The sequence below is a fragment of the Inquilinus sp. genome, assembly GCF_057815775.1.
Map to the genome: position 1 here is coordinate 1 of NZ_JBYRFX010000266.1, position 24,385 is coordinate 24,385.

General features: G+C 67.9%; 28 protein-coding genes. 20 read left to right on the top strand and 8 right to left on the bottom strand.

Annotated features, from left to right (window positions below; all coding sequences use genetic code 11):
• The first annotated feature begins 110 nt into the window (after positions 1-110).
• Positions 111-569, top strand: coding sequence for a carboxymuconolactone decarboxylase family protein (locus AC3XYG_RS09290; protein ID WP_489139538.1), 459 nt, complete (start codon positions 111-113; stop codon positions 567-569).
• A 21-nt stretch (positions 570-590) separates the two neighbouring features.
• Here AC3XYG_RS09290 and AC3XYG_RS09295 read toward each other — a convergent pair whose 3' ends face one another.
• The 4 genes from AC3XYG_RS09295 to AC3XYG_RS09310 all read right to left on the bottom strand — a co-directional run bounded on the left by AC3XYG_RS09295 (position 591) and on the right by AC3XYG_RS09310 (position 5,457).
• A complete protein-coding gene (locus tag AC3XYG_RS09295) occupies positions 591-1,490 on the bottom strand; it encodes an aminoglycoside phosphotransferase family protein (protein ID WP_489139539.1) in 900 nt (299 codons plus the stop codon).
• A gap of 109 nt (positions 1,491-1,599) precedes the next feature.
• Complete coding sequence (locus tag AC3XYG_RS09300; protein ID WP_489139540.1) at positions 1,600-4,077, bottom strand: RICIN domain-containing protein; 2,478 nt, start codon at positions 4,075-4,077, stop codon at positions 1,600-1,602.
• A 143-nt stretch (positions 4,078-4,220) separates the two neighbouring features.
• Positions 4,221-4,586, bottom strand: coding sequence for a hypothetical protein (locus AC3XYG_RS09305; RefSeq protein ID WP_489139541.1), 366 nt, complete (start codon positions 4,584-4,586; stop codon positions 4,221-4,223).
• Between the two features lie 94 nt (positions 4,587-4,680).
• Positions 4,681-5,457, bottom strand: coding sequence for an IclR family transcriptional regulator (locus AC3XYG_RS09310; protein ID WP_489139542.1), 777 nt, complete (start codon positions 5,455-5,457; stop codon positions 4,681-4,683).
• A 145-nt stretch (positions 5,458-5,602) separates the two neighbouring features.
• Here AC3XYG_RS09310 and AC3XYG_RS09315 point away from each other — a divergent pair, with 145 nt between their 5' ends.
• The 6 genes from AC3XYG_RS09315 to AC3XYG_RS09340 all read left to right on the top strand — a co-directional run bounded on the left by AC3XYG_RS09315 (position 5,603) and on the right by AC3XYG_RS09340 (position 11,065).
• Positions 5,603-6,445 carry a transporter substrate-binding protein gene (locus AC3XYG_RS09315; protein WP_489139543.1) on the top strand — a complete coding sequence of 281 codons (843 nt, stop codon included), beginning with the start codon at positions 5,603-5,605 and terminating at the stop codon, positions 6,443-6,445.
• A 184-nt stretch (positions 6,446-6,629) separates the two neighbouring features.
• Positions 6,630-7,289, top strand: a complete 660-nt coding sequence (locus AC3XYG_RS09320; RefSeq protein ID WP_489139544.1) for an amino acid ABC transporter permease — start codon at positions 6,630-6,632, stop codon at positions 7,287-7,289.
• Positions 7,290-7,299: 10 nt separating this feature from the next.
• The gene (locus tag AC3XYG_RS09325) at positions 7,300-7,953 is read left to right on the top strand and encodes an amino acid ABC transporter permease (protein WP_489139545.1); all 654 of its coding nucleotides are present in this window, start codon (positions 7,300-7,302) and stop codon (positions 7,951-7,953) included.
• A gap of 10 nt (positions 7,954-7,963) precedes the next feature.
• Positions 7,964-8,743, top strand: coding sequence for an amino acid ABC transporter ATP-binding protein (locus tag AC3XYG_RS09330; protein ID WP_489139546.1), 780 nt, complete (start codon positions 7,964-7,966; stop codon positions 8,741-8,743).
• Positions 8,744-8,868: 125 nt separating this feature from the next.
• The gene (locus AC3XYG_RS09335) at positions 8,869-9,303 is read left to right on the top strand and encodes a hypothetical protein (RefSeq protein WP_489139547.1); all 435 of its coding nucleotides are present in this window, start codon (positions 8,869-8,871) and stop codon (positions 9,301-9,303) included.
• Positions 9,304-9,751: 448 nt separating this feature from the next.
• Complete coding sequence (locus AC3XYG_RS09340) at positions 9,752-11,065, top strand: calcium-binding protein (protein ID WP_489139548.1); 1,314 nt, start codon at positions 9,752-9,754, stop codon at positions 11,063-11,065.
• Between the two features lie 51 nt (positions 11,066-11,116).
• On the opposite strand, the gene AC3XYG_RS09345 is transcribed toward AC3XYG_RS09340, so the two are convergent.
• Positions 11,117-12,079, bottom strand: a complete 963-nt coding sequence (locus AC3XYG_RS09345) for an NADPH:quinone reductase (RefSeq protein ID WP_489139549.1) — start codon at positions 12,077-12,079, stop codon at positions 11,117-11,119.
• Between the two features lie 76 nt (positions 12,080-12,155).
• On the opposite strand from AC3XYG_RS09345, the gene AC3XYG_RS09350 reads away from it, so the two are divergent.
• The 8 genes from AC3XYG_RS09350 (at position 12,156) to map (ending at position 17,052) form a co-directional block, all read left to right on the top strand.
• A complete protein-coding gene (locus tag AC3XYG_RS09350) occupies positions 12,156-13,181 on the top strand; it encodes a LysR family transcriptional regulator (RefSeq protein WP_489139550.1) in 1,026 nt (341 codons plus the stop codon).
• A complete protein-coding gene (locus AC3XYG_RS09355; protein WP_489139551.1) occupies positions 13,178-13,429 on the top strand; it encodes a YMGG-like glycine zipper-containing protein in 252 nt (83 codons plus the stop codon). The genes AC3XYG_RS09350 and AC3XYG_RS09355 overlap by 4 nt, the downstream gene beginning before the upstream one ends.
• A gap of 257 nt (positions 13,430-13,686) precedes the next feature.
• Positions 13,687-14,061, top strand: a complete 375-nt coding sequence (locus AC3XYG_RS09360) for a hypothetical protein (protein WP_489139552.1) — start codon at positions 13,687-13,689, stop codon at positions 14,059-14,061.
• A 10-nt stretch (positions 14,062-14,071) separates the two neighbouring features.
• Complete coding sequence (locus AC3XYG_RS09365; protein WP_489139553.1) at positions 14,072-14,299, top strand: YMGG-like glycine zipper-containing protein; 228 nt, start codon at positions 14,072-14,074, stop codon at positions 14,297-14,299.
• Positions 14,300-14,414: 115 nt separating this feature from the next.
• Positions 14,415-15,623, top strand: a complete 1,209-nt coding sequence (locus AC3XYG_RS09370; RefSeq protein WP_489139554.1) for a multidrug effflux MFS transporter — start codon at positions 14,415-14,417, stop codon at positions 15,621-15,623.
• On the top strand, positions 15,607-15,975 hold the full coding sequence (locus AC3XYG_RS09375) for a TfoX/Sxy family protein (RefSeq protein ID WP_489139555.1): 369 nt from the start codon (positions 15,607-15,609) through the stop codon (positions 15,973-15,975). The genes AC3XYG_RS09370 and AC3XYG_RS09375 overlap by 17 nt, the downstream gene beginning before the upstream one ends.
• A 94-nt stretch (positions 15,976-16,069) precedes the next feature.
• On the top strand, positions 16,070-16,282 hold the full coding sequence (locus AC3XYG_RS09380; protein ID WP_489139556.1) for a ParD-like family protein: 213 nt from the start codon (positions 16,070-16,072) through the stop codon (positions 16,280-16,282).
• Positions 16,279-17,052: a type I methionyl aminopeptidase gene (gene map, locus AC3XYG_RS09385; protein WP_489139557.1), complete on the top strand. Its 774-nt coding sequence runs from the start codon at positions 16,279-16,281 to the stop codon at positions 17,050-17,052. The genes AC3XYG_RS09380 and map overlap by 4 nt, the downstream gene beginning before the upstream one ends.
• A 200-nt stretch (positions 17,053-17,252) precedes the next feature.
• On the opposite strand, the gene AC3XYG_RS09390 is transcribed toward map, so the two are convergent.
• Complete coding sequence (locus AC3XYG_RS09390) at positions 17,253-17,651, bottom strand: acyl-CoA thioesterase (protein WP_489139558.1); 399 nt, start codon at positions 17,649-17,651, stop codon at positions 17,253-17,255.
• A 94-nt stretch (positions 17,652-17,745) separates the two neighbouring features.
• Between AC3XYG_RS09390 and parE the strand changes: the two genes are divergently transcribed.
• The 3 genes from parE to AC3XYG_RS09405 all read left to right on the top strand — a co-directional run bounded on the left by parE (position 17,746) and on the right by AC3XYG_RS09405 (position 21,018).
• The gene (gene parE / locus AC3XYG_RS09395; protein WP_489139559.1) at positions 17,746-19,725 is read left to right on the top strand and encodes a DNA topoisomerase IV subunit B; all 1,980 of its coding nucleotides are present in this window, start codon (positions 17,746-17,748) and stop codon (positions 19,723-19,725) included.
• A 139-nt stretch (positions 19,726-19,864) separates the two neighbouring features.
• On the top strand, positions 19,865-20,407 hold the full coding sequence (locus AC3XYG_RS09400) for a hypothetical protein (RefSeq protein ID WP_489139560.1): 543 nt from the start codon (positions 19,865-19,867) through the stop codon (positions 20,405-20,407).
• A gap of 74 nt (positions 20,408-20,481) precedes the next feature.
• On the top strand, positions 20,482-21,018 hold the full coding sequence (locus AC3XYG_RS09405; protein WP_489139561.1) for a hypothetical protein: 537 nt from the start codon (positions 20,482-20,484) through the stop codon (positions 21,016-21,018).
• Here AC3XYG_RS09405 and AC3XYG_RS09410 read toward each other — a convergent pair.
• Positions 21,015-21,713, bottom strand: a complete 699-nt coding sequence (locus AC3XYG_RS09410; RefSeq protein WP_489139562.1) for an alpha/beta fold hydrolase — start codon at positions 21,711-21,713, stop codon at positions 21,015-21,017. The genes AC3XYG_RS09405 and AC3XYG_RS09410 overlap by 4 nt on opposite strands.
• Before the next feature lie 13 nt (positions 21,714-21,726).
• A complete protein-coding gene (locus AC3XYG_RS09415; RefSeq protein ID WP_489139563.1) occupies positions 21,727-22,269 on the bottom strand; it encodes an isochorismatase family protein in 543 nt (180 codons plus the stop codon).
• 169 nt (positions 22,270-22,438) lie between these two features.
• Between AC3XYG_RS09415 and AC3XYG_RS09420 the strand changes: the two genes are divergently transcribed.
• Together AC3XYG_RS09420 and AC3XYG_RS09425 are read left to right on the top strand one after the other, a co-directional pair.
• Positions 22,439-24,061, top strand: coding sequence for a DEAD/DEAH box helicase (locus AC3XYG_RS09420; RefSeq protein WP_489139565.1), 1,623 nt, complete (start codon positions 22,439-22,441; stop codon positions 24,059-24,061).
• An 87-nt stretch (positions 24,062-24,148) separates the two neighbouring features.
• Positions 24,149-24,385: hypothetical protein (locus tag AC3XYG_RS09425; protein WP_489139564.1), on the top strand; the 237-nt coding region annotated here is incomplete at its 3' end.

The window sequence follows — 24,385 nt, forward strand, 5'->3', positions numbered from 1 at the left end:
CGCTGCGTCATCCGTCATGGCGATGACGAACGAAACCCGGCCGGTGTGACACGGCAATCGGCCGGGATGGTGTCGTCCCATCTCTCTGACTCGTTCCAAGGACACCGATCATGCAAGCCCGAATGAAGAATCCGGCCCTCATCGTTCCCGGCGCGATCCAGGCCCTGCAGGCCCTCGGCGCGGCCACCGAACACAGCGGGGTGCCGTCGCGGACGCACCATCTGGTCCATCTGCGTGCCAGCCAGATCAACGGCTGCAGCGTCTGCGTCGACATGCATCCGCGCATCGCCCGCAAGGACGGCGAGACCGATGAGCGGCTGTTCACCGTGGCGGCCTGGCGCGACGCGCCCTATTTCAGCGACGCCGAGCGCGCTGCGCTGGCGCTGACCGAGGCGCTGACCCGGATCAGCGACCAGCCGGACCCGGTGCCCGACGCGATCTGGGACGAGGCCGCCCGCCATTACGACGAGGTGGCGCTCGGCGCCCTGGTGCTGTCGATCAGCCTGATCAATGTCTGGAACCGCCTGAACGTCGCCACCCGGCAGGTGTCGGGCACGCCCTGGGAGTAACGGGCACAGGGCGATAGCCCGTCAGGCTAAGCGGCGGTGGTCGGCCAGCACCTCGGCGATCACCCGCCGCGACGCCTCGGCCTCGCGGCTGTTGGTGCCCGGCAGCCCGGCATGGACGATCAGCGCCTTCCACAGCGCCCAGCCGCGGCCGCGGGCCCAGGTGCCGGGGTCGAGCGGCAGGGCGGCGCGGAACGCCGCGCGACTGTCGCCCTCGAACAGCGTCCAGGCGATTGCCAGGTCGCAGGCGGGGTCGCCGACGCCGGAGGTGCCGAAATCGATCACCGCGCTCAGCCGGCCCTGCTGCAGCAGCAGGTTGCCGACGGCGATGTCGCCATGGAACCAGACCGCCGGGCCCTGCCAGGCGGCGGCCAGCGCCGCCTGCCACACCTCGGTCGCCGCGGCAGCGTCGATCCGGCCGTCCAGGGCGGCGATCGCCTGCCGGGTCTCGGTGTCATAGAAGCCGGGCGGCCCGCCGCGGTGGAAATTGTGCGGCCCGGCCGGCGGCCCGCCTGTTGCGTCGGCCCGCTGCAGCGCGACCAGGAATGCGGCCACATCGGTCGCGAAGCGGCGGAGATCGACGATGCCGCCGGCCGAGGCGGGTTCGCCGTCGAGCCAGCGATAAATCGACCACGCCCAGGGATAGCCCTCGCCCGGCTGGCCCTTCCCCAAGGGCGCCGGGATCGGCAGCGGCAGCAGCGGCGCCAGGCGCGGCAGCCAGTGCTGCTCCTTGGCCACCTGCTCGGCATAGCCCGCCGCGCTGGGCAGCCGCACCAGCATGTCGTCGCCGAGATGGAAGGTCCGGTTGTCCCAGCCGCCGCGCGCGACCGGCCGCACCGGCAGGCCGGCCCAGCGCGGGAACTGGGTGGCAATCAGCCGGCGCACCAGGAACGCGTCGATGACCCCGTCATCGGTCTGGGACATCGGTCGGGCCCTCCCCCTGCGGCGCGGATCGATCCCGTCCCCTATTCCCCGAAATCTGCGTCAGCGCAAGCCCGCCGGCCGGCCGAGACCCGGCCGGCGGGCCGGCGCCTCAGCTCTGCGCCAAGGCGATACCGATCTCGCATCCGCCGGAGCCGGTCGCGCTGCTGGAGTTGAGCAGGACGGGGGCATTCGACGAATTGTAGGGATAGGTGGCGAAGCCGTTGGAGCAGGTGACGGGCGTGCAGGTGTCGTACCCGGCCGACTTCGTATACCAGACCGTGGTCCCGTCGGACGTGGTCACCGTCACCTCGGCCGAGGGCTTTGAGCCCTTGTCGCTGAAGATCACCACGCTCTGATAGCCATAAGGAGGCAGGCTCAACGACGTGACCGTGGGGCCGTTCAAGCCGAACGTATAATAATCCCCGCCTTGCAGGCCGATTGTCAGGGCCGAGCTCGTGTAGTTCCGGAACATCAGAATGGTCTGGTTGTCGCCAAGCCACATCTCCTGGGAGGAGAAGCCACCCCAGCCGGCCTGCTGCCGGTAGAAATTGAACGGCCGGACATTGTTGCTCCACAACAGGTTCATCGTCGCCTGGCCGGGATATCCGCTCATGCCGTTCTTCGCGTCGATCCCGGCGAGCCAGTGGGTTGTGTACCCGTTCAGGCCCTGGTTGATCGTCTCACTCCAGACGCAGTAGCTCGGAGCATTCTGCGGCGGGATATTGTCGTAAGACGCCAGGCTCGGGGCATTGATCCAGGTTCCGGTGTAGAGCTGGTACCGCGTCGGCAGCAGCGCCTGCAGCACCCCGATCTCGTAGCCCGGCAGCAGGCGGGTGATCAGCAGCGGCCCCTGCTCTGGCGGCCAGAACAGCGAGTTGCCGCCGCTGGGGATCGCCGTCATCGCGGCGACGGTACGGGTCTTGAAGCTGTCGCCGAGAATGATGGATTCGGCCATCGCCAGGGCGTTGCCGATGGCATTGAAACTGTCGACCAGGAATTGCTGCACCTGGGACACCTCGCCCAGGAAGTCGTAGAGGATCTCCTCATCCTGTTCCTTCTTGGCGTTCTGCGCCTGCGACTGCTTGTAGGAGGACGCCGTGCTCACGCCGGTCTGATAGAGGTTGGCGATGACCGGCAGCGTCAGGCCGATCACTTTCGCGGCACCACCGAACTCGGTCAGCATCGACCCGGCGGACAGCGCCGAATAGATCAGCCCCTCGAAGATCGAAGCCGAGCTGACCTGGACCTGCTGCGGGGACTGGGTATCGATCTCGGCATCCGCGATGACCTCCGCCGTGGCATTCGTCGCCACCGTGGCCAGTTCTGTGTGGAACATGGTCAATTGCTGGAACAGCTGCTGCACGGCCTGGGCCGCCATCAGCTCCTCGCTCAACTGATCCACCATCGTCACCATGGCGTCGATGCCGGGCAGGCCCGACGGCGGGCTCTTGTCCTTCGACGAGTGCTGCAGCACGACGGCGGTCGCGATCGTGTTGATGCGGGACTGGTAACCGGACAGCGGCGCGGCGAGGTTGGCGTATTGCGACCGCAGATCGGTGCCGAGTTCGGTGAGCCCCAGCTTGCCGTTGAGGTAGGAATAGGCCGTGGCCTCATCGCCGGTAAAGGCCGGGTAGCCCATCGTCGGCTGCGCCAGCACCACACCGAGCGGATAGGTCGGGCTGACCGTCCAGAGCTGCCAGCTGTTGGTCGTGTCGGGCGGCGCCGTCCGCAGCGCATTGCCATTGCTGGTGCCGGTGAGGCCGAGCGCCTGCATGTTCTGCTGATTGACGATCAGGTAGGTCCCGGCCTTCGGGTCCACCAGGTAGAACGACCATTGCTGGAAGCTGGTGTCGATCGGCTGCTTCGGATAGGTCGCCACCCCATCTGCGCCAGTGCCGCCATTGACGTTCAGGCTGAGGGCGAGGCCAGGATTGAGCGTGCTGAGCAGGAAGCCATCGGGCGTGTATTTCCAGATCGCGTTCGCCGCATTGGGCTGGGCCTCGTAGAGGATCGTGTCCGCCCCGGGCGCCAGCGAACCCCCGTCGATATTGACGACCATCGGCGGCGAACTGCCGGCACCGACGCTCTGGATGGACAGCAATTGCCCCGTCGGCGGCGAGGTCGGCTGGATGTACCACTGCATCATGCCTGTCGGCCCGCCATCGGGCATGCCCTGCGTGAAGATGGGCTGCCAGCTCCAGGGGTTGCCCCCGGTCAGGTATTGCTGGTTTCCCGTGTTGTACAAGGTGCCCAGCATCACGTTCTGGCTGTCCTTGGCCCACCGGAACTCCCATTGCTGGCTGGCATCGCCGGACGAGCGAGACACCAGGACCGCGTTGGTGCCGCTGAGTCCAAGGACGTAATTGGGATTGAGGGCGCTGACGATGTATCCGTCGACCGTCAACTGCCACATCTGGCCCGGGACGGGCAGCGAATACTGAACGTACTCAGAATCGGCTTCCATCATGTAGATGGTGGCGCCGTTCAGCCCGGAATCCTTCGCTCCGAGATCCGTCGGAACGTCGACCGACAGGAGCTGATGGCTGCCGATCGAGCCACCGGTAAGAACGTAAAACCACTGCGTCATAATAATTCCTGTATGTAGATAATGAATTTCACAAAATGCCGGGCGCCGACTGGCAAGATCCTAGACACAGCCGCCGCCGTTCGATGCGTCCGGAGACATACGATTATTCACCGATTTCTGACACTTGAAATCCGGGCTTTCGCTCAATCGCGCGACCGGTGGCCCCGGACGATCGCCTCGGCCTCCTCGCGCACCTCTGCCTCGCCGCGCCTTCCGTCCCAAGCCTGGAAATAGCCGAGGTCCGGCGTGCCAGTCTGCCGGGCATAGCGGCGCCGTGCGGCACGCCAGCGTAGCCCCTTCCACAGCAGGATGGCGGCGACGGCCAGCAGCAGGGCTGCCAGCAGGAGCAGCGCATAGATTGCCGCGGCGATACTGCCCGCCAGCACGAGGCCGGCCGACACCAGGAAGATCCCGGGGACCGAGATGCCATTGCCCGGCAGCAGGCTGTGCACCCGATAGATCAGGTCGGGGTGACGCCCGTCCTGCGGCGGACCCGTCAATCGAGACATCCCGTCACCTCCCTGGCGGACCGACCCCGGCCGGATCATCGCGGCCTTGCGAAAGTCTGCGCCGGCCGCAATGCCCGGGCAAGCTGGTCCGCCCCTACAGCCCCACCGCCCCCGGCGGGGCCAGGGACAGGCGGCGGGCGGCGGCGATCAGGGTGTCGAGCAGCGCCTGCCGCCGCTCCTCCGGCGTGTCCAAGGGGGTGACCAGGCACAGGGTCGCCACCACCCGGGCGTCATGGTCGACCACCGGCGCCGCTAGGCAGCAGGTGAAGCGGTCCACCAGCTCCTTGGTCATGGCATAGCCGCGCGCCCGCGCCGCCTCGGTCTCGGCGATGAAATCCGCCGGCCCGATCCGGTCACCCGATGGCAGCGTGAAGTCCTCGTCCGGGATGAAGCCGGCGATCTCCGCCCCGGTCATATGCGCCACCAGCAGCCGACCCGAGGCAGTCCAGGGGATCGGCAGCCGGATCCCGACCTCCGACGTGATGCGGAAGGTGCGCCGCCCGGGCTCGTTCAGCATCACCACGTATTTGTCGCCGTCCAGCATGCAGCATTGCGCCGTCTCGCCGGTCTCAGTCGCCAGCCCCAGCACCTCGCGCCGGGCCCGGCTGAGCAGGTCGACGCCGGCGACATAGGTCTGGGCGTAATAGTGCATGGCGCGGCCGAAGAACACCGCGCCGCCATCGCCCACCGGCTCCAGGATCCGCGCCGCGGTCAGCCGGCCGACGATCTCGTACAGGGTCGAGCGCGGCGCCCCGATCGCCTTGGCGAGCTCGCCCATCCGCACCGGCGCGCGGCGTTCCTGCAGATGCTCCAGGATCGCCACCACCCGGTCGATGCCCCGCTCCCGCCCCCGCTCGACCGCATCCGCCATCCGCCCTCGCCCCTTTTGATTCCCGGCACTTCGTCACGAATGCCACCTTTCTTGCATTCGCGCGACTGCGAGATTATCGTCTGATGTGTCCGACATACAAGATAGTTGTCCGAAATACCGGACAGATAGAAACTTGGAGGCTCAGATGCGCATCGTCACCCGGACCCTGCTATCGGCCTGTGCCGCCGCCCTGCTGCTGGGCAGCGCCGGCGCCGCCCTGGCCCAGGACAAGCTTCAGGAGGTGCTCAGCCGCGGCAAGCTGATCGTCGGCACCGGCAGCACCAACCCACCCTGGCATTTCAAGACCGAGCAGGGCGAACTGGCCGGCTTCGACATCGACATGGCCCATATCATCGCCAAGGGCCTGTTCAACGACCCGAGCAAGGTCGAATTCGTGGTCCAGTCCTCGGATGCCCGCATCCCGAACCTGACCACCGACAAGGTCGACATCACCTGCCAGTTCATCACCGTGACCGCCAGCCGGGCGCAGCAGGTGAACTTCACCGTGCCCTACTACCGCGAGGGCGTCGGCCTGCTGCTGCTCAAGGACGGCAAGTACAAGAGCTATGACGACCTGAAGGCGGCCGGCAGCGGCGCCACCATCTCGGTGCTGCAGAACGTCTACGCCGAGGACATGGTGCATGCCGCCCTGCCCCAGGCCGCGGTCGACCAGTATGAGAGCACCGACCTGATCTACGAGGCGCTGAATTCCGGCCGCGCCGATGCGGTGGCAACCGACGCGTCGTCGCTGCGCTGGTTCATGCAGCAGAACCCGGACCGCTACCTCGACGCCGGCTATGGCTGGAACCCGCAAAGCTATGCCTGCGCCGTCAAGAAGGGCGACCAGGATTGGCTGAACTTCGTCAACACCGCGCTGCGCGAGGCGATGACGGGCGTGGAGTTCGACACCTATTCGGCCTCGTTCCAGCATTGGTTCGGCCAGCGCCCGCCGGCCCCCGCCATCGGCTTCCCGATGGAAATGCGCTGAGAGCCCATTCGATAATGCTACTGGCGTGGCCGCCTGATGGAGGTTTTTGCGCTTCCGGTGCTCACGGACGACCATGTCCGCTGCGCGCCGGTTCTCAAAACCCCCACCATTCGGCTCACGCCAGCGCATTCTCGAACGGGCTCTGCGGTCTTGCGATCAGGGGTCGGCGCGGACGGAGAATCGCGTGAACTACCAGTTCAATTTCGGCGTCGTCTGGGACAATTGGGACCTGCTGCTGAGCGGGCTGGCGCTCGGCCTCGGCCTGGCCTTCCTGTCGATCCTGATCGGCTGCGGCATCGGCCTGGTCGGCGCCTTCGCGGCGACGTCGCGCAGCCGGATCGCGCGCGGGGTGGCGTCCGGCTACGTCACCCTGTTCCGCAACCTGCCACTGCTGATCATCCTGCTGTTCCTGTTCTTCGCCCTGCCCAAGGCCGGCAGCCGGTTCAGCAAGGACACCAGCTTCATCATCTCGCTGTCGATCTATGCCGGCGCCTATCTGGTCGAGGTGTTCCGCGCCGGACTGCTGGCGGTGCCGAAGGGCCTGAGCGAGGCCGGCATGGCCATTGGGTTGACGCCGATGCAGATCCGGCGGTCGATCACCTTCCCGCTGATGCTGCGCAACGCCCTGCCCGCTTTGGGCAACAACTTCATCTCGCTGTTCAAGGACACCTCGCTGGCCGCCGCGATCGCGGTGCCGGAGCTGACCTTCTACGCCCGCAAGATCAACACCGAGAGCTTCCGCGTGATCGAGACCTGGATGATCACCAGCCTGCTCTATGTCGCCACCTGCTATCTCATCGCCTTCCTCCTGCGCCAGCTCGAGGCCAGGGTGCGGGTGGGCTGAGGAGACTGTCATGGACGCCTTCCTCGAACAGGTCTGGGTCGCACGCTGGGCGCTGCTGGACGGGCTGTGGCTGACGGTGCAGATCTCCGCCCTGTCGATCGTCGCCGGCACCCTGTTCGGCACGCTGATCGGCCTGGCCCTGACCTACGGCCCGAAGCCGGTCCGCTGGCCGGCGCGGCTGTATGTCGACTTCATCCGCGGCACCCCGGTGCTGGTGCTGATCCTGGCCGCCTTCTACATCCTGTCGGTGATCGGCATCCAGCTGACCGCGGTGCAGGCTGGCATCTTCGCCCTGACCTTGTTCTGCGGCTCGCATGTCGGCGAGATCGTGCGCGGCGCGCTGCAGGCCATCCCCAAGGGCCAGACCGAGGCGGCGAAGTCGATCGGCCTGACCTTCCGCCAGACCATCGTCTATGTCCTGATCCCCCAGGCGCTGCGCCAGATCCTGCCGACCTGGGTCAACACCGCGACCGAGATGGTGAAGACCTCCACCCTGCTGTCGATCATCGGGGTGACCGAGCTGCTGCTGGCGACCAAGGAGATCATCAGCCGCAACTACATGAGCATGCAGTTCTACCTGCTGGCCGCGGCGATCTATTTCGTCATCAACTACGCGATCGAGCGCTTCGGCAAGTCGCTCGGCCGCCGCTACGCCCTGAAGTGAGGACCCGATTGTGAGTCACATCCTGGAGATCGAGGGCGTCCACAAGCGGTTCGGCCAGAACGAGGTGCTGAAGGGCATCGACCTCAAGGTTTCGGCCGGCGAGGTGGTGGCGCTGATCGGGTCGAGCGGTTCCGGCAAGACCACGCTGCTGCGCTGCGTCAACCTGCTGGAGGAGTTCGAGGCGGGCAGCATCCACATCGACGGCCAGGCCATCGGCTATCGCAGCGAGGGCGGCCGCCGCATCCGGCTGAGGGAAAAGGCGATCGCGGCGCAGCGCGCCATGACCGGCATGGCGTTCCAGAGCTTCAACCTGTTCCCGCATCTGACCGCCGCCGGCAACGTCATGCTCGGCCTGGTCAAGGTGAAGGGCATGAAGCGCGACGCGGCCCGCGCCCTGGCCGAGCAATGGCTGGGCCGGGTCGGGCTGGCGGAGCGGCGCGACCATTACCCGAGCCAGCTGTCCGGCGGCCAGCAGCAGCGCGTCGCCATCGCCCGCGCCATCGCCATGAACCCGAAGCTGATGCTGTTCGACGAGCCGACCTCGGCCCTGGACCCGGAACTGGTCAACGAGGTGCTGGCCGTCATCAAGGGCCTGGCCGATGACGGCATGACCATGCTGCTGGTCACGCATGAGATGCGCTTCGCCCGCGAGGTGGCGGACCGGATCATCTTCATGAACGAGGGCCGCATTGCCGAGCAGGGCCCGCCGGAGAAGATCTTCACCCGGCCCGACAGCGAACGCCTGGCCGCCTTCCTCAGTCGCGGCGGGCACCTGACCCCGGCAGCCTGAAGGCCCCGCGCCGGCCGTGTGACCGCATAAGGCCATGGCAACATGGCATATCCCGCGCGATGCGATCCGATCGACCATTCCCACTGGACGGCCAAGCCTGGCCGGCACATGCGAGGAATTCGGTCATGAAGATTTTGTGGGCGAGCACGCGATACCATCTCGGCAGCAATCCCGGCCTGTTCCTGGATGCGCAGTATGTCGGCCACACGCTGCGGCTGCCGTTCCAGAAGACCTGGATCGACGGTGAGGCCGCCGCGAGCGGGCTGGTTTTCCACACCAAAGACGTCGAAACCTGGGACGGCCGCCGCGGCCACAAGGTTTCGATCAATGATATCGAGATCGGCCGCCTGAGCGACCGGGACAGCACCCAGGGCGATGCCGAGATCTTCACCCTCTCCGTCGCCCGCAGCGTCATGAATGACGCGCTGGCCGGCCACGACCAGTTCATCCTGGCGATTGACCTCGAAATCGACCCTGATCGTCCGAAGCTGGTGGATGATTTCGTCCTCACCCGCATCGAAAGCGACGGCACATTCGCCGCCAGGCTGGGATGGGCCTGACCCCGCCGGATCCGCAGGCGTGCCCGGCCAGCCGGGTACGCCGACAATTCGCCGAAGATTTTCTCAAAACACGGCGCGAGATCGCCGCAAATAACGCAAAGGGAAACACTTAAAATCCGAACCATATTCCTTTGTGCAACTCGATATCGACAGATTTAAAATCTTAAGATTCCATTTCTGACTCCTTCAAAACCGCGATATACAGGCTTCGCTCTGTTTGGAGGGAAAAGATCATTTTATTGATTCCCGCCGCGGCGCCGCGGTGCAGTTTCATCAGACCTGAACTCTTCGATCCAATGCACAACCGCGGCCGCTGATCCTTCGGACGGTCGCCGCGGCCCCCATTGTCCCGACAGACGGCCCGGGCGCGGCCCCTGGAGCCGCCGGACGGCGATGGGCGCATGGCCTCCACCAGGGCGTGATCCAACTTCGCAACGGGGGAATGCACATGACCACGATCCATGGCACCGACGGCTCCGACATCCTCATCGGCACGCCGGGCGACGACCATATCGACGCGCGCGGCGGCAGCGACATCGTCAGCGGCGGTGCCGGCAACGATGTCATCGACGGCGGTGACGGCTTCGATGTCGTCACCGGCGGCGACGGTGACGACATCATCGATGGCGGTGACGGCTTCGACGTCGTCGACGGCGGCACCGGCAATGACTGGATCCGAGGCGGCGCCGATGCCGACGTCATCACCGGCGGCAGCGGCAATGACAAGATCTCCGGCGGCGACGGCACGGACACGCTGGACGGCGGCGCGGGCAACGACCTGCTGCACGGCGGCGCCGGCGCCGATGTGTTGAGCGGCGGTGCCGGCTTCGACACGGTGACCTACAGCGACAGCACCGAAGGCGTGCGCATCAACCTGCTGACCCACCAGGCGCATGGCGGCACCGCCGAAGGCGACGTCATCAGCAACGACATCGAGAGCATTCATGGCAGCCGCTTCGCCGATGTGCTGACCGGCGATGCCGGCGGCAACACCCTGCATGGCCTGGCCGGCGACGACACCATCGCCGGCGGCGCCGGCAACGACCATCTTTCGGGCGGCGACGGCAGCGACCGGCTGGACGGCGGTGACGGCAACGACCTGCTGCGCGGGGGCGCCGGGGCCGACACGCTGACCGGTGGCGCCGGCATCGACACCGTCACCTCTTCCGAAAGCGGCGCGGCGGTGTCGGTCAACCTGGCCACGCATGAGAACCATGGCGGCAACGCCGAGGGCGACGTCTTCACCGACAGCATCGAGGCGATCCACGGCAGCCAGTTCGGCGACACCCTGACCGGCGACGACAGCGGCAACATCCTGCGCGGCCTGGGCGGCGACGACACCCTGGCGGGCGGCGGCAGCGGCGACCGGCTGGTCGGCGGCCTGGGCGACGACCGGATCGAGGGCGGCGCGGGCGCCGACACGCTGATCGGCGGCGCCGGCGCCGACAGCTTCGTCTACAGCAGTGCCGCCGACACCGGCACATCCGTCGAAACGCGCGACCTGATCGTCGATTTCCACCAATCGCAGGGCGACCGGATCGACCTCGGCGCCATCGACGCCGACGGCAATGCCGGCAATGGCGACACCGCCTTCACCTTCATCGGCAGCGATGCCTTCACCGGCCATGCCGGCGAGCTGCGCTTCGTCACCGACGGCCTGAACACGGCGGTCCATGCCGATATCGACGGCGACGGCCATGCCGACCTGACCATCGTTCTGCTGGGCAGCCACACCCTCGCCGCAGGGGACTTCGTGCTCTAGGACCGGGTTCGGGTGCGGCGGGGTCCCCACCGCACCCGAACCTCCATTGGATCAGGGCACCAGCACCAGGTTGCCCAGCGCGCCGCCTGCCTCCAGCGCCCGATGAGCCGCGGCCGCCTCGGCCAGCGGGAATTCGCGGGCGACCACCGGCCGCAGCGTTCCCGCCTCCAGCCCCGCGCCGATCGCCGCCAGGGCCTGCGCGATCTCGCCCACCGGCGCATCGACCAGGCTGACGCCGTACAGCGCCACCGTCCGGCTGGTCAGCGCCAGGTCGAGGTCGATCCGGCCGGTGTTCGCCACCAGCGAGATCCGGCCGCCATAGGCCACCAGCGCCAGGTCACGGTTCAGGTTCCGCTGCGACATCATCTCCAGGATGATGTCCGGGCCCCGGCCACCGGTCGCCGCCCGGATCTGGTCGACGCTGTCCTCGGCACCGTGGTCGACGGCGTGATGCGCCCCTTCCCGCAGCACCAGGTCGCGCCCCGCCGCGGTGCCGGCGGTGCCGACCACCTGCAGCCCTGCCGCGCGGGCGATCTGCACCGCCGCGGTGCCGACGCCGCCGCTGGCGCCATGGACCAGCACGGTTTCGCCCGGCCTCGCCTTGGCCAGCTGGACCAAAGCGCGATAGGCCGTGACATAGGGGATGCCGATGCAGGCGCCTTGGGCGAAGCTGACCCGGTCCGGCAGGGGCCGCAACCAGTCCGCGGTGAACAGGGCCAGCTCGGCATAGGTGCCGCTGGCGGCGAAATTGCCGAACACCCGGTCGCCCGGCGCGAAGCCGTCGACGCCGGGGCCGACCGCCCGCACCAGGCCGGCCGCCTCATGGCCCGGGATATAGGGCAAGGGCGGCGCCCAGTCCGGCAGCATGCCCGCACGAGTCTTGGCCTCGACCGGGTTCACCCCGATCGCCCGGGTTTCGACCAGGATCTGGCCCGGCCCGGGCACCGGCCGGTCGCGTTCGGCCGGCGTCAGCACGTCGGGGCCGCCGTGGCGGGGCACGATGATGGCACGCATGTCGTCCTCGGAAACTGTGTCTGGATCTCGCCGACCACTGTTGCCGCCACGGTGAAGTTCAGGAACAGTGAATAGGATGAACTTCGAATTCAGCGAAACTGATCTTCGCCGGCTGGACCTGAATCTGCTGCTGGTGCTGACCGCGCTGATGCGCGAGCGCAGCGTGCGCCGGGCGGCGGCGCGGCTGTTCGTCAGCCCGCCGGCGATCAGCATGGCGCTGCGCCGGCTGCGCGATCTGACCGGCGATGCGATGTTCGTCCGCGGTCCCAGGGGGATGGAGCCGACGCCGCGGGCGGTGGCGCTGTATGAGCGCGTCGCGCCGCTGCTGCAGGGTGTGCATGAAGCGGTGTTCCAGCCACCGGCCTTCGACCCCGCCGGGATCCGCCGCACCATCCGCTTCGCCTCGCCCGACGATTTCGAGTTCCTGCTGGTGCCGCGCCTGCTGCAGCTGCTGCAGGCCGAGGCGCCGGGAGTGACGCTGGTGCTGCGCAGCACCGATTTCACCGCCGTCGCCGACACGCTGGCCTCGGGCGACGCCGATGTCGTCCTGTCCTCTTCGCTGCGTGACCTCGGCGATGCCGTGCCCAGCCGGCTGCTGTACAGCGACGGCTTCGAGATCCTGTTCGATCCCGCCCGGATCGGGGCGGCGGAGATACCGCTCGACCGCTACCTGGCCCTGCCGCACCTGCTGTTCTCGCCGCGCGGCGACAGCTGGGGCCTGATCGACGACGCCCTGGCACGGATCGGCGCCCGCCGCCGCGTCATCGCCACCCTGGTGCGCTTCACCACCCTGCCCTTCGTGCTGAAGGAAATCGCGGCGATCGGCACGGTGCCCCGGCTGATGGCCCGGATGCACGCCGCCCGCTTCGGCCTGGCGACGCAGCCCCTCCCCTTCGATGCCCCGTCCTTCGAGGTCGCCCTGTTCTGGCCGGCCCGGCTGCGCGCCGACCCCGCGATCCTGTGGTTCGTCGACCGGGTCCAGTCCCTGGTCGCGGATCTTCGCCGCGAGGCCGGCCACGACGACACGGATGGGAACAATCGAGACGGAGCGACGTTGCCTGGACAGCCGAATCATACCCGATTGCCGAAGAGACCCGCATGACCCGCCGCCTGCCCGCCTACCTTTTGCCCGGCCGCCTTTTGCCGATCGCCCTCGCCGCCGCCCTGCTCGCTTCGGGCTGCACCCATATGAGCCGCGAGGCGCAGGGCACGCTGAGTGGCGCCGGGATCGGTGCGGCCGGCGGCGTCGCCCTGACCGCCCTGACCGGCGGCAGCCTGCTGGCCGGCGGCCTGGTCGGCGGTGCCGTCGGCGGCGTGGCCGGGAATCTGAAGAGCAAGGGCTACTGGTAAGAGACCGTCTGTAAACGGGCCGGCGCGGCCTTCTGATGGCGGCATCTCGGCTTCCGGTGCTCACGGACGACCATGTCCGCTGCGCGCCGGGTCCTCAAAGCCACCACCAGCCGACTCACGCCAACCCGTTTCCAGACGGCCTCTAAGCCAGCGTTACCGGCCATCGCCGACGGGCGGGCCGTCGCCGCCCCATCTCTATTGATTATCGCCCCCGAACGTCGAAAGAATGGCGGACCATTTCTGTTCGGGAGGTCGTAATGGCAACAATATCCATTAAACCCCTGCTGCTGGGGGTCGCGCTGCTCGCCGCCGTCGCGACGACGCCGGTGCGGGCGGCGGATGTCCCGCTGGTGACCGGCGAGCACTGGACCAAGGCTTCGGACGCCGAGAAGAAGGCATTCCTGGTCGGCGCCGCCAATGTCATCTCGATCGAATACCAGCTGCGCAAGGACGACCGCCGCACCCGGCCGGGCATGATCAACGCGCTGGTCACCAAGCTGGAGCCGATGACGCTGACCGACATCTCCTCGGCGATCGACGCCTATTACGTCGCCCATCCCGACCAGACCTCACGTGCGGTGATCGAGGTTCTCGTCACCGACGTGGCCAAGGTCCAACCCCGGAAGAAGTGAGGAGGGAGCGATGATGAAGCGGATTCTTCTGCCCGTGGCACTGTGCGGCGCCCTGCTGGCCGGGGGCTGCAGCAACCTGACCCGCGAGGAGCAGACCACGCTGACCGGTGCCGGCATCGGCGCGGCCGGCGGCGCCGCGATCAGCGCGATCGCCGGCGGCAATGCCGGCATCGGCGCCTTGGTCGGCGGTGCCGCCGGCGCCGTGGCCGGCGATTTGAAGGGCAAGGGCTACTGGTAAGCCGGCCGGGGGCGACCCGCTGCCGGCGGGTCGCCCCCTGTCAGGCCTGACAGGTTGATCGAGACGGCGCCGGGCCGATAGGCTGCCGGCAGGATCACGCCGAGGATCTGCCCCGATGATCCGCCCACGAAGCCGCTCCTTCCTGGTGCTGCTGGCCGCCATCGCCGCCCTGGGTGGGCTGGCGATCGACATGTATCTGCCGGCGCTGCCGACGATCGGCGCGCAGCTCGGCGCCGCCCCCGGCCGCATGCAGCTGACCATGACCGTCTATCTGCTCGGCGCCGCCGGCGGGCAGCTGTTCATCGGCCCGCTGAGCGACCGGCTGGGCCGCCGGCCGGTGCTGATCGGCGGCTTCCTGCTGTTCGCGCTGGGCTGCATCGGTGCCGCGCTGGCCGCCTCGGTCGAGATGCTGATCGCCTGGCGGCTGCTGCAGGCGCTCGGCGCCGGCGTCGGTGGTGTCGTCGGCATGGCGATCGTGCGCGACAGCTATCCGGTGGACGGCTCCGCCCGGACCATGGCGCATCTCGGCACCATCATCGGCCTGTCCCCGGCCCTGGCGCCGTTCATCGGCGGCGCCCTGCTCAACCATTTCGGCTGGCCCAGCATCTTCCTGGTCCTGGCCGGCGCCGGCCTTGCGCTGGCCGCCGCGGTCGCCTTCGGCCTGGGCGAAAGCCGGCCGCAGGGTTCGGGCCCGGCCACCCTGCGCCACCAGTTGCTGCACAGCTACGCCACGTTGCTGCGCGACCGGCGCTTCATGGCCTACACGCTGTGCGTCGCTTGCGCCTTCGCCGGGCTGTTCACCTTCATCGCCGGCTCCTCCTACGCCATCATCGGTCACTGGGGCGTGCCACCGGCCCGCTTCGGCTATGTCTTCGCGGTGCTGCCGGTCGGCTTCGTGATCGGGTCGCAGCTCAGCGCCGCCCTCGGCCGGCGGCTGTCGGTGACGACAGTGCTGACGATCGGCGTGGTGCTGTGCTGCCTGTCCGGTTTCGCTTTGCTGGCGCTGTACCTGCTGGATGGCAGTCTGCTGGCGTTCATCCTGCCGGTCGCCTGCTATATCGTCGGCATCGGCGTGGTGGTGCCGCAGGGCATCGCCTGCACCCTGGCCGGGCATCCCCGCATCGCCGGGGCGGCTTCGGCGCTGCTGGGCTTCGTCCAACTGGCGGTGTCGGCCGGGGTGGCGGCAGGGGCGGCGCTGCTGTCCGACGGCACGCCGCTGGCCATGGCCGCCACCATGGCGCTGGCCGGCCCGGCGGCGCTGCTGGCCGAACGGGCCGCCGGCCCCGGCCGGCATAGGATCAGCGATCATGCCCCCGCAGCCTGAGTTCATCACCGACCTGCTCGACCGCCTGGCGCCGATCGGCCCGATCATGGCGCGGCGGATGTTCGGCGGCTGGGGCCTGTCGCTGGACGGATTGACCTTCGCCCTGATCTCCCGCGATGTGCTGTACCTGAAGGTCGACGACCTCACCCGCCCCGGCTATGCCACGCGCGGCCTCGGGGCGTTCCGCCCGATGGCCGACCGGCCGGCCCTGACCAGCTATCACCGGGCACCGGACGAGATCCAGGATGACGCGGACGAGTTGTGCGCCTGGGCCCGCGATGCGCTGTGCGCCGCCCGGCGGGTGAATGCCGCACCACGCCCGAAACGGCGCAAGGCGGGGCTGTCCACCTAGGCTCTGGATCCATTACGGGCTTCCACACACTGCCCTTGCTTTCCCGCATACGATCTATATACGGTTCATATACATATTATAGCCGAGGACCCCGATGGGCATCGTGAACATCGACGACGATCTGCACGATCTGCTGCGCCGGTCGAGCAAAGTGGCCTGTCGGTCCATCAACGCGCAAGCCGCCTACTGGATCAAGATCGGCATGCTGTGCGAGACCAATCCGACGCTCAGCTTCACCGAAATCATCAAGCGCGAACTCAGTGCTGCAGGTGTTTCGGCCCAGCTGCTGGCCGTGAACGCAGCATGACGAAGAAGCCTGAGGAACTGGCGCTGCTGGCCGAATCCGGCCGGCTCCTCGCGTCCGTGTTCGGGCTGCTGGATCGAACCGCGCTTGTCGGCATGTCGACCCTTCAGGTCGACGCGCTGGTCGAGCGGTTTATCGTCGATGATCTTCAGGCGCGACCAGCAAGCAAAGGCCAGTATGGCTATGGCTTTGTCTTGAACTCTTCGGTGAACGATGTGGTCTGCCACGGCGTTCCATCGCAATCGCACGTGCTTCGGGACGGCGACATCGTCAATTTCGACATCACGCTGGAGAAGAACGGCTATATCGCCGATTCCAGCAAAACCTATCTCGTCGGTGAGGTTCATCCCGTGGCCAGGAAGCTGGTCCAGGCGACCTACGACGCCATGTGGATGGGCATCCGGGAGGTTCGCCCGGGCGCGCGGCTCGGCGACATCGGCTGGGCGATCGAACGGCATGCCAAGCGGAACGGCTATTCCGTGGTCCGCGAATATTGCGGTCACGGCATCGGCCGCGAGATGCATGAGGAACCGCAGATTCTGCATTTCGGAAAGCCGGGAACCGGCCTCGCCCTCCGCGAGGGCATGGTTTTCACGATCGAGCCGATGCTCAATCGCGGCCGCCGGAATGTGAGAACCGAGGCAGACGGCTGGACCGTCGTGACGACGGACGGGTCGCTGTCCGCACAGTTCGAGCACACCGTGGCCGTGACGGCGTCCGGCGTCTCTGTGCTGACGCTGCGTCCCGACGAACGAGGCCGATCGCCGTCGTAAAATAAGCGAGCGAGAGTCGCTTGACCCGATGTTCCTTCTATGTTCCTATCGCTCGTACGGAACATAAAGGGAACATCATGTCTGACTGGGCCTTCATCCGCGAGACTTTGACCCTCACCCTGCTGTTCGGCACCTGCTACGTGCTGGCGCTGTTCGGATATGCCTGGGGCCTGTGAGGGCCCCAGTGCCCGCCACCGCTGTCAGGCCGTCAGTGTCGGCTCTGCCGGCAGCGGCCTGGCCTTGCCCTTCTCGTCGATCGCGACATAGGTGAAGGTGCCGTCGGTGACCTTGACCACGCTGTGGTCGCTGCGGCGCTGCACGAAGGTTTCGATCCGCACCTTCATCGAGGTCCGGCCGGTGGCGCTGAGGGCAGCGTAGCAGGAGACGGTGTCGCCGACCTGCACCGGCGCCAGGAAGCTCATGGCGTCGACCGCCACCGTCGCCGTCCGGCCCCGCGCCCGTTCATGGGCCACCACCGCGCCGGCCAGATCCATCTGCGACAGCAGCCAGCCGCCGAAGATGTCTCCGTTCGGGTTGGCGTCTTTCGGCATGGCGATGGTGCGGAGGGCCGGCACCCCGGCGGGCAGGAGGGTTGTCACCAATGAAATCCTAGATTTGGTTACGTCAGGAGCCGGAAGGGTCTATATGAGGGAACCAGCGCGAAAACCCACAGGAAGATCCCGACTCCGGATCATGACAGATCTGTTCGCCCCCGGCAGCAAGACCGACAACCATTACACCGCGAGCGATATCGAGGTCCTTGAAGGGCTGGAGCCGGTGCGGCGCCGGCCCGGCATGTATATCGGCGGCACCGACGACCGCGCCCTGCACCATCTCGTCGCCGAAGTGCTCGACAACGCGATGGACGAGGCGGTGGCCGGCCACGCCACCTGGATCGACCTGTCGCTCAACGCCGACGGCTTCGTCACCGTGCGCGACAATGGCCGCGGCATCCCGGTCGACGACCATCCGAAATACCCCGGCAAATCGGCGCTCGAGGTCATCCTGACCACGCTGCATTCCGGCGGCAAGTTCTCCAACAAGGTCTATGCCACCTCGGGCGGCCTGCACGGCGTCGGCCTGTCGGTGGTCAACGCCCTGTCGGACGACCTGCGGGTCGAGGTGGCGCGCGACCGCCAGCTGTTCCTGCAGCGCTATTCCCGCGGTGCCGCCCTGGGCCCGCTGGAGCGCGGCGGCGCGGTGCAGAACCGGCGCGGCACCACCATCGCCTTCCATCCCGACCCCGAGATCTTCGGCGCCGATGCCCGGCTGCAGCCCGGCCGGCTGTACCGGCTGGCGCGGTCCAAGGCCTATCTGTTCCGCGGCGTCGAGATCCGCTGGAGCTGCGACCCCGCCCTGGTCACGGGCGACGAGCGCACGCCGTCCGAGGCGGTGCTGCATTTCCCCGGCGGGCTGTCCGACTATCTGAAGGCGGCGCTGGACGACCGGGCGATGCGCACCCCGACCGCCTTCGCCGGCCCCGGCACCTTCCCGGAGGGCGGCGGCCAGATCGAATGGGCGGTGGCCTGGCCGGACGACGACGAAGGCTTCGTCCACACCTATTGCAACACGATCCCGACGCCGCAGGGCGGCACCCATGAACAGGGCCTGCGCAGCGGCCTGCTGCGCAGCCTGCGCGGCTTCGCCGAGCTGGCCAACCACAAGCGCGCCGCCCAGATCACCGCGGACGACGTGATGGGCGGCGTCGCCGTCCTGCTGTCGATCTTCATCCCGAATCCGCAGTTCCAGAGCCAGACCAAGGATCGCCTGTCCTCGCCCGAGGCGACCAAGCTGGTCGAGAGCGCGATCAAGGATCATTTCGACCATTGGCTGTCGGCCGACCCGAAATCGGCCGAGGCGCTGCTCGAATTCCTCACCGAGCGGGCCGAGGAACGGCTGCGCCGCAAGCAGGCCAAGGACAATGGCCGCAAGACCCCGACCGCGCGCCTGCGCCTGCCGGGCAAGCTGGCCGATTGCAGCCGCACCGCCCCCGAGGGCACCGAGATCTTCCTGGTCGAGGGCGACAGCGCCGGCGGCTCGGCCAAGGCGGCGCGCAAGCGCGAGACCCAGGCCATCCTGCCGTTGCGCGGCAAGATCCTGAACGTGGCCAGCGCCTCCGCCGACAAGCTGGCCGGCAACCAGGAGATTTCCGACCTGGCCCTGGCGCTAGGCTGCGGCACGCGCGGCCAGTACGCCAGCGACAAGCTGCGCTACGAGCGGGTCATCATCATGACCGACGCCGATGTCGACGGCGCCCACATCGCCTCGCTGCTGATGACCTTCTTCTACAAGGAGATGCGCGGGCTGATCGCCGAAGGGCATCTGTTCCTGGCCCAGCCGCCGCTGTATCGCGTGCAGGCCGGCAACACCACGGTCTATTGCCGCGACGACGCCCACAAGGACGAGGTGGTGGCCACCCAGTTCGCCGGCAAGAAGGTCGAGATCAGCCGGTTCAAGGGCTTGGGCGAGATGATGCCGGCGCAGCTGCGCGACACCACCATGGACCCGGCGACACGCGCGCTGCTGCGGGTCGAGCTGACCGATGACCCGGAGGACGAGATCGACGGCCGCCGCACCGCCGAGCTGGTGGAGCAGCTGATGGGCCGCAAGCCGGAGCTGCGGCTGCGCTTCATCCAGCAGAACGCGAACAAGGCGACCGAGCTCGACATCTGAGATCTCGTCGCGGGGATGTGACCCAGGGCACCATCTGCCCGGGCGGATGCGCCGTATAAAGGTGTACAGTCGGTTCATGGGCGGCGCTTCGCGTCGATCCATATCAGATGGACCGGCCGCCAACGCATCGAGACCGAACATGACCCATCGCCTTCGTCCCCTCCTGCCCCTCGCCACCCTCGCTTTGGCCGGAATCGGCCTCGCCGCCTGCGCCGGCGGCGGCATCGGCGGCGGCCGTGTCGTGGTTGACGACATCTCGCCGCTGTATTCCAGCGTCGAGTTCTCCGCCGCCGCCGACGGGCGCGACCTGCGCACCACGGTCCAGGGCAACCCCTTCGGCGCGCCCGGCTTCGACCAGGCGGTGACGCAGCTGATGACCGCCACCTATGTCGGCCCGAAGACGCGCTTCACCACGACCCCGGGCCCGACTGCCAAACGCGACTATTTCGTCTCGGTGGTGGTCAACCCACAGCCGGAGGTCAACCCGTTCGACCTGTGCAGCCGGAAGACCTGGACCACGGCGCCGGCCCAGCGCCCGATCGTGATCCGCGCCGCCTTCTGCATCGCCGGCCGCGAGGCGTCCGCCGTCTCCGCCTATCTCGACCAGGCGACCGGGCCGAACGATCCGAAATTCGTCAGCGTGATGCAGGATCTGACGCTGAAGCTGTTCCCCTATCGGTGACGGCCGGCGGCGGGGTGGCCGGCAGGCCTGCCCCGCCGCGCCGCTCGCCTCAGCCACCACCAGGAGGGCCGGGCATGACCCCGCTTCGCTTCATCCCCGCCGTCATGGCCCTGCTGCTTCTGGTCGGCTGCACCGGGCCCCGCATCGTCCGCAGCGATCTCAACGACCTCTATTCCAGCGTCGAATTCTCGGCCGCCGCCGATGGCCGCGACCTGCGCACCACGATCCAGGGCAATCCCTTCGGCACGCCCGGCTTCGACCAGGTGGTGACGCAGGTCATGACCAGCACCTATGTCGGCCCCAGGACCCGCTTCACCACGACGCCCGGCCCGACCGAAAATCGCGCCTATTTCGTCTCGGTGGTGTTCAACGCCCAGCCGGCGGTCAACCCGTTCAACCTGTGCGACCGGAAGACCTGGACCACGGCGCCGGCCAAGCGCCCGATCATCGTCCGCGCCGCCTTCTGCGTCGCCGGCCGCGAGGCTTCGGCCGTGACCGGCTTCCTGGACCAGTCGACCGGGCCGGACGACCCAGCCTTCATCGACCTGATCCGCCACCTCACCATCGAGCTGTTTCCCTACACCTCGCCTTTCTTCGGCGGCGGCTTCTAGAGCCGCCCGAGCCACGACCCCAGGGCGGCGTTGACCGCCTCGGGTCGTTCCATCGTCGAGAGGTGGCCGCTGTCCTCGATGACGACGAGGTCGCTGCCCGGAATCAGCCCGGCCATTTCCTCGGCCACCTCAAGCGGCGTGATCGCGTCCTGGCGGCCGCACGCCACCAGCGCCGGGACGCCGATGCGCGGCAGGTCCGGCCGGCTGTCCTGCCGTCCCAGGATCGCGGTCTGCTGCCGTAGGAAGGCCTCGCGCCCGATCCGCTCGGCCATCGCCATCACCCGGCCGGTCAGCGCCGCATCGTCGAGCCGGCCAGGATGCAGCAGCATCGGCAGCAGCCGCGGCGTCACCCCCTTGAACTTGCCCGTCCTGGCCAGCGCGATCAGGCCGCGGCGGCGGCGGGCCTGCTCCGCACTGTCCGGCCGGGCCGAGGTGTCGACCAGGGCCAGCCCCACCACCCGCTGCGGTGCCTGGCGCAGGATCTCCAGCGCGACGTAGCCGCCCATCGACAGGGCGGCCAGGGCGAAGTGCTGCGGCGCCTCGGCCAGCACGGCCTGCGCCAGCGCCGCCACCGTGTCGGCACCGGCGATGTTGGCCACCATCACCGGATGGGCCGCGGAAACGGCGGCCAGCTGCGCCGCCCACAGATCCGCATCGCACAGCAGGCCCGGCACGAACAGAACCGGCAGACTCATCGTTCAAGGCCGCTCATCGCAGGAAGGCGCTGACGGTGCGGAATTCGTCGGTCCCCGCCTGGCCCAGCCACTCGAAGCACGCCATCTCGGCGGTTGCGATCTCGATCCCGCCCTGGACCAGCCGCAGCTCCGCCACCGCAGTGCTGCGCGGATTGCGTGCCGTGGTGGCGTCGATCGCGACCACGGCACGGAAGCCGGTGTCGTGCAGGTCGACCGCACTCTGCAGCACGCAGACATGGCTTTCCAGCCCGCACAGCACCACGGTGCGGCGGCCGATGCCCTCGAGATGGTCGAGCAGCGCCGGTTCGCCGACCGCCGAGAACCGGACCTTCGGCACCACGGGCGCATCCGGCGCCAGCGCCAGCAGTTCCGGTAACGTCGGGCCCAGGCCCCTCGGATACTGTTCGGCGAACAGCACCGGCACGCCGAGCGCCACGGCGCTGCGGATCAAGGTCTCGATCGCCTTCCGTGCCGCCGCGAAATCATGCATCGCGGACACCAGCTTCTCCTGCACATCGACCACCAGGAGAACACTGTCTTCCCGATCCAGCAGCATGCCTCGCCTCTCCCTTTTTACCCACTCCGCCAACGCGACTCGCGCCGGGATAGTGTGAGCCATGCCCAACTGTCTCGATAGTTTCTATTGACTTGATGAGGTGTTTTCCCATCTAAAGAGCCTGCGGCGGGCCGCTCGGCGCGCCCCCATTAGTGAAGATTCCTGTACGATTCTCTTTTCGGATCTTGGGCTGAAGCCCGAAATCCTGCGTGCCGTGGACGATGTCGGCTACAACACTCCGACCCCGATCCAGTCCCAGGCCATACCTTACGTGTTGATGGGTCGCGACGTTCTCGGCATTGCGCAGACCGGAACCGGCAAGACCGCCGGCTTCACCCTGCCGATGCTGGAGATCCTCGCCTCCGGCCGGGCCCGGGCGCGAATGCCGCGGTCCCTGATCCTGGAGCCGACGCGTGAGCTGGCCGCCCAGGTCGCCGAGAATTTCGAGCTGTACGGGAAATACGAGAAGCTATCTTACGCCCTGCTGATCGGCGGCGAGAGCTTCGAGGAGCAGGTCAAGAAGCTGGACCGCGGCGTCGACGTGCTGATCGCGACTCCGGGCCGGATGCTCGACCTGTTCGAGCGCGGCAAGGTGCTGCTGGCCGACGTCAAGATCCTGGTGATCGACGAAGCCGACCGCATGCTCGACATGGGCTTCATCCCGGATATCGAGCGCATCGTCGGCCTGCTGCCGCCGCTTCGGCAGACCCTGTTCTTCTCGGCGACCATGCCGCCGGAGATCCGGCGCCTGTCGGAAGCGTTCCTGAGCAATCCGAAGCAGATCTCGGTCGCCCCCCCGGCCTCCACCGGCGAGCTGCTCGAGCAGCACATCGTCGTCGTCGAGGCCGAGGACAAGCGCAAGGCGCTGCGCCACCTGCTGCGGGCCGAGGACGTGAAGAGCGCCTTCGTGTTCTGCAACCGCAAGCGTGACGTGTCGGTGGTGTTCAAGTCGCTGCAGAGCCACGGCTTCAATGCCGGGCAGATGCATGGCGACCTGGTCCAGTCGATCCGCAACGAGACTCTCGACAAGTTCAAGCGCGGTGAGATCACCACGCTGGTGTGCAGCGACGTCGCCGCCCGCGGCATCGATGTCAGCGATATCGGCCATGTCTTCAACTTCGACGTGCCGATCCACGCCGACGACTATGTCCACCGCGTCGGCCGCACCGGCCGTGCCGGCAAGACCGGCAAGGCCTATTCGATCGCCGCGCCCGAGGAAGGGCGGCTGGTCAAGGCGATCGAAAGCCTGATCAAGAAGCAGATCCCGGTCCTGGTGCTGCCCGAAATCGGCCTGGAAGGCTTCCTGTCCGAGGACGAGGTCAAGCAGCGCGGCAAGGCCCGCCGCCGTGGTGGCGACCGTGCCGAGGCGCCGAAGCGCCGCAGCCGAAGCGATTCGGCACCGGAGGCCCGCCGCACGGAAGAGCCGCGTCCGCGGGTCGAAGAGCCGGTCGCCCAAGTCGAGGCCGCCGCACCGCAGGTCGAGGAACGGCCACGCCGGTCCGAGCCGCGCCGTGACGATCGCTCGCGCCCGGCCGATGACCGGTCGCGCGCCGTGTCGGACCGCCCGCGTCGCGACGCCCCCCGCCCCGACGATCGCCCGCGCCACGAGGCCAACAGCGAGGATCGCAGCCGCCCCGGCGAGGATCGCGGCCGTGATCGCCGCCGTCCGCACCGCGAGGATCATGACGATACGCCGGTCCTCGGCCTCGGCGATCACGTCCCCGCTTTCCTGCTGCGCCCGGTTCCCCGGCGCAAAAGCACCGCCACCGAGGTGACCGAGACGGCGGCTTAATCGCAGCACTGCCGCGACGCACGTTGACTTCGCCCCTTCGCATTCGGCACAAGGGGCGACGGCTCGTGTCGGAGCGTGGAAGCGGCAGTGAAACGAATCAACCGGTTATCGTCTTTTCTCGGCGCCGTTTCCGTCCTGGCCGTTCTCACGGCCAGCGGCGCATCGGCTCAGCAGCAGCCGGCCCAGCCGCAGCCGGCTCCGCCCAGCAAGGCCCCGGCCCCCACGGGCGAACCGCCCGTGGTGAGCGCCGATGAGCTGATCTACGACCAGACGCTCGGCCTCGTGACCGCGCGTGGCAAGGTCGAGATCCACCAGAATCACCAG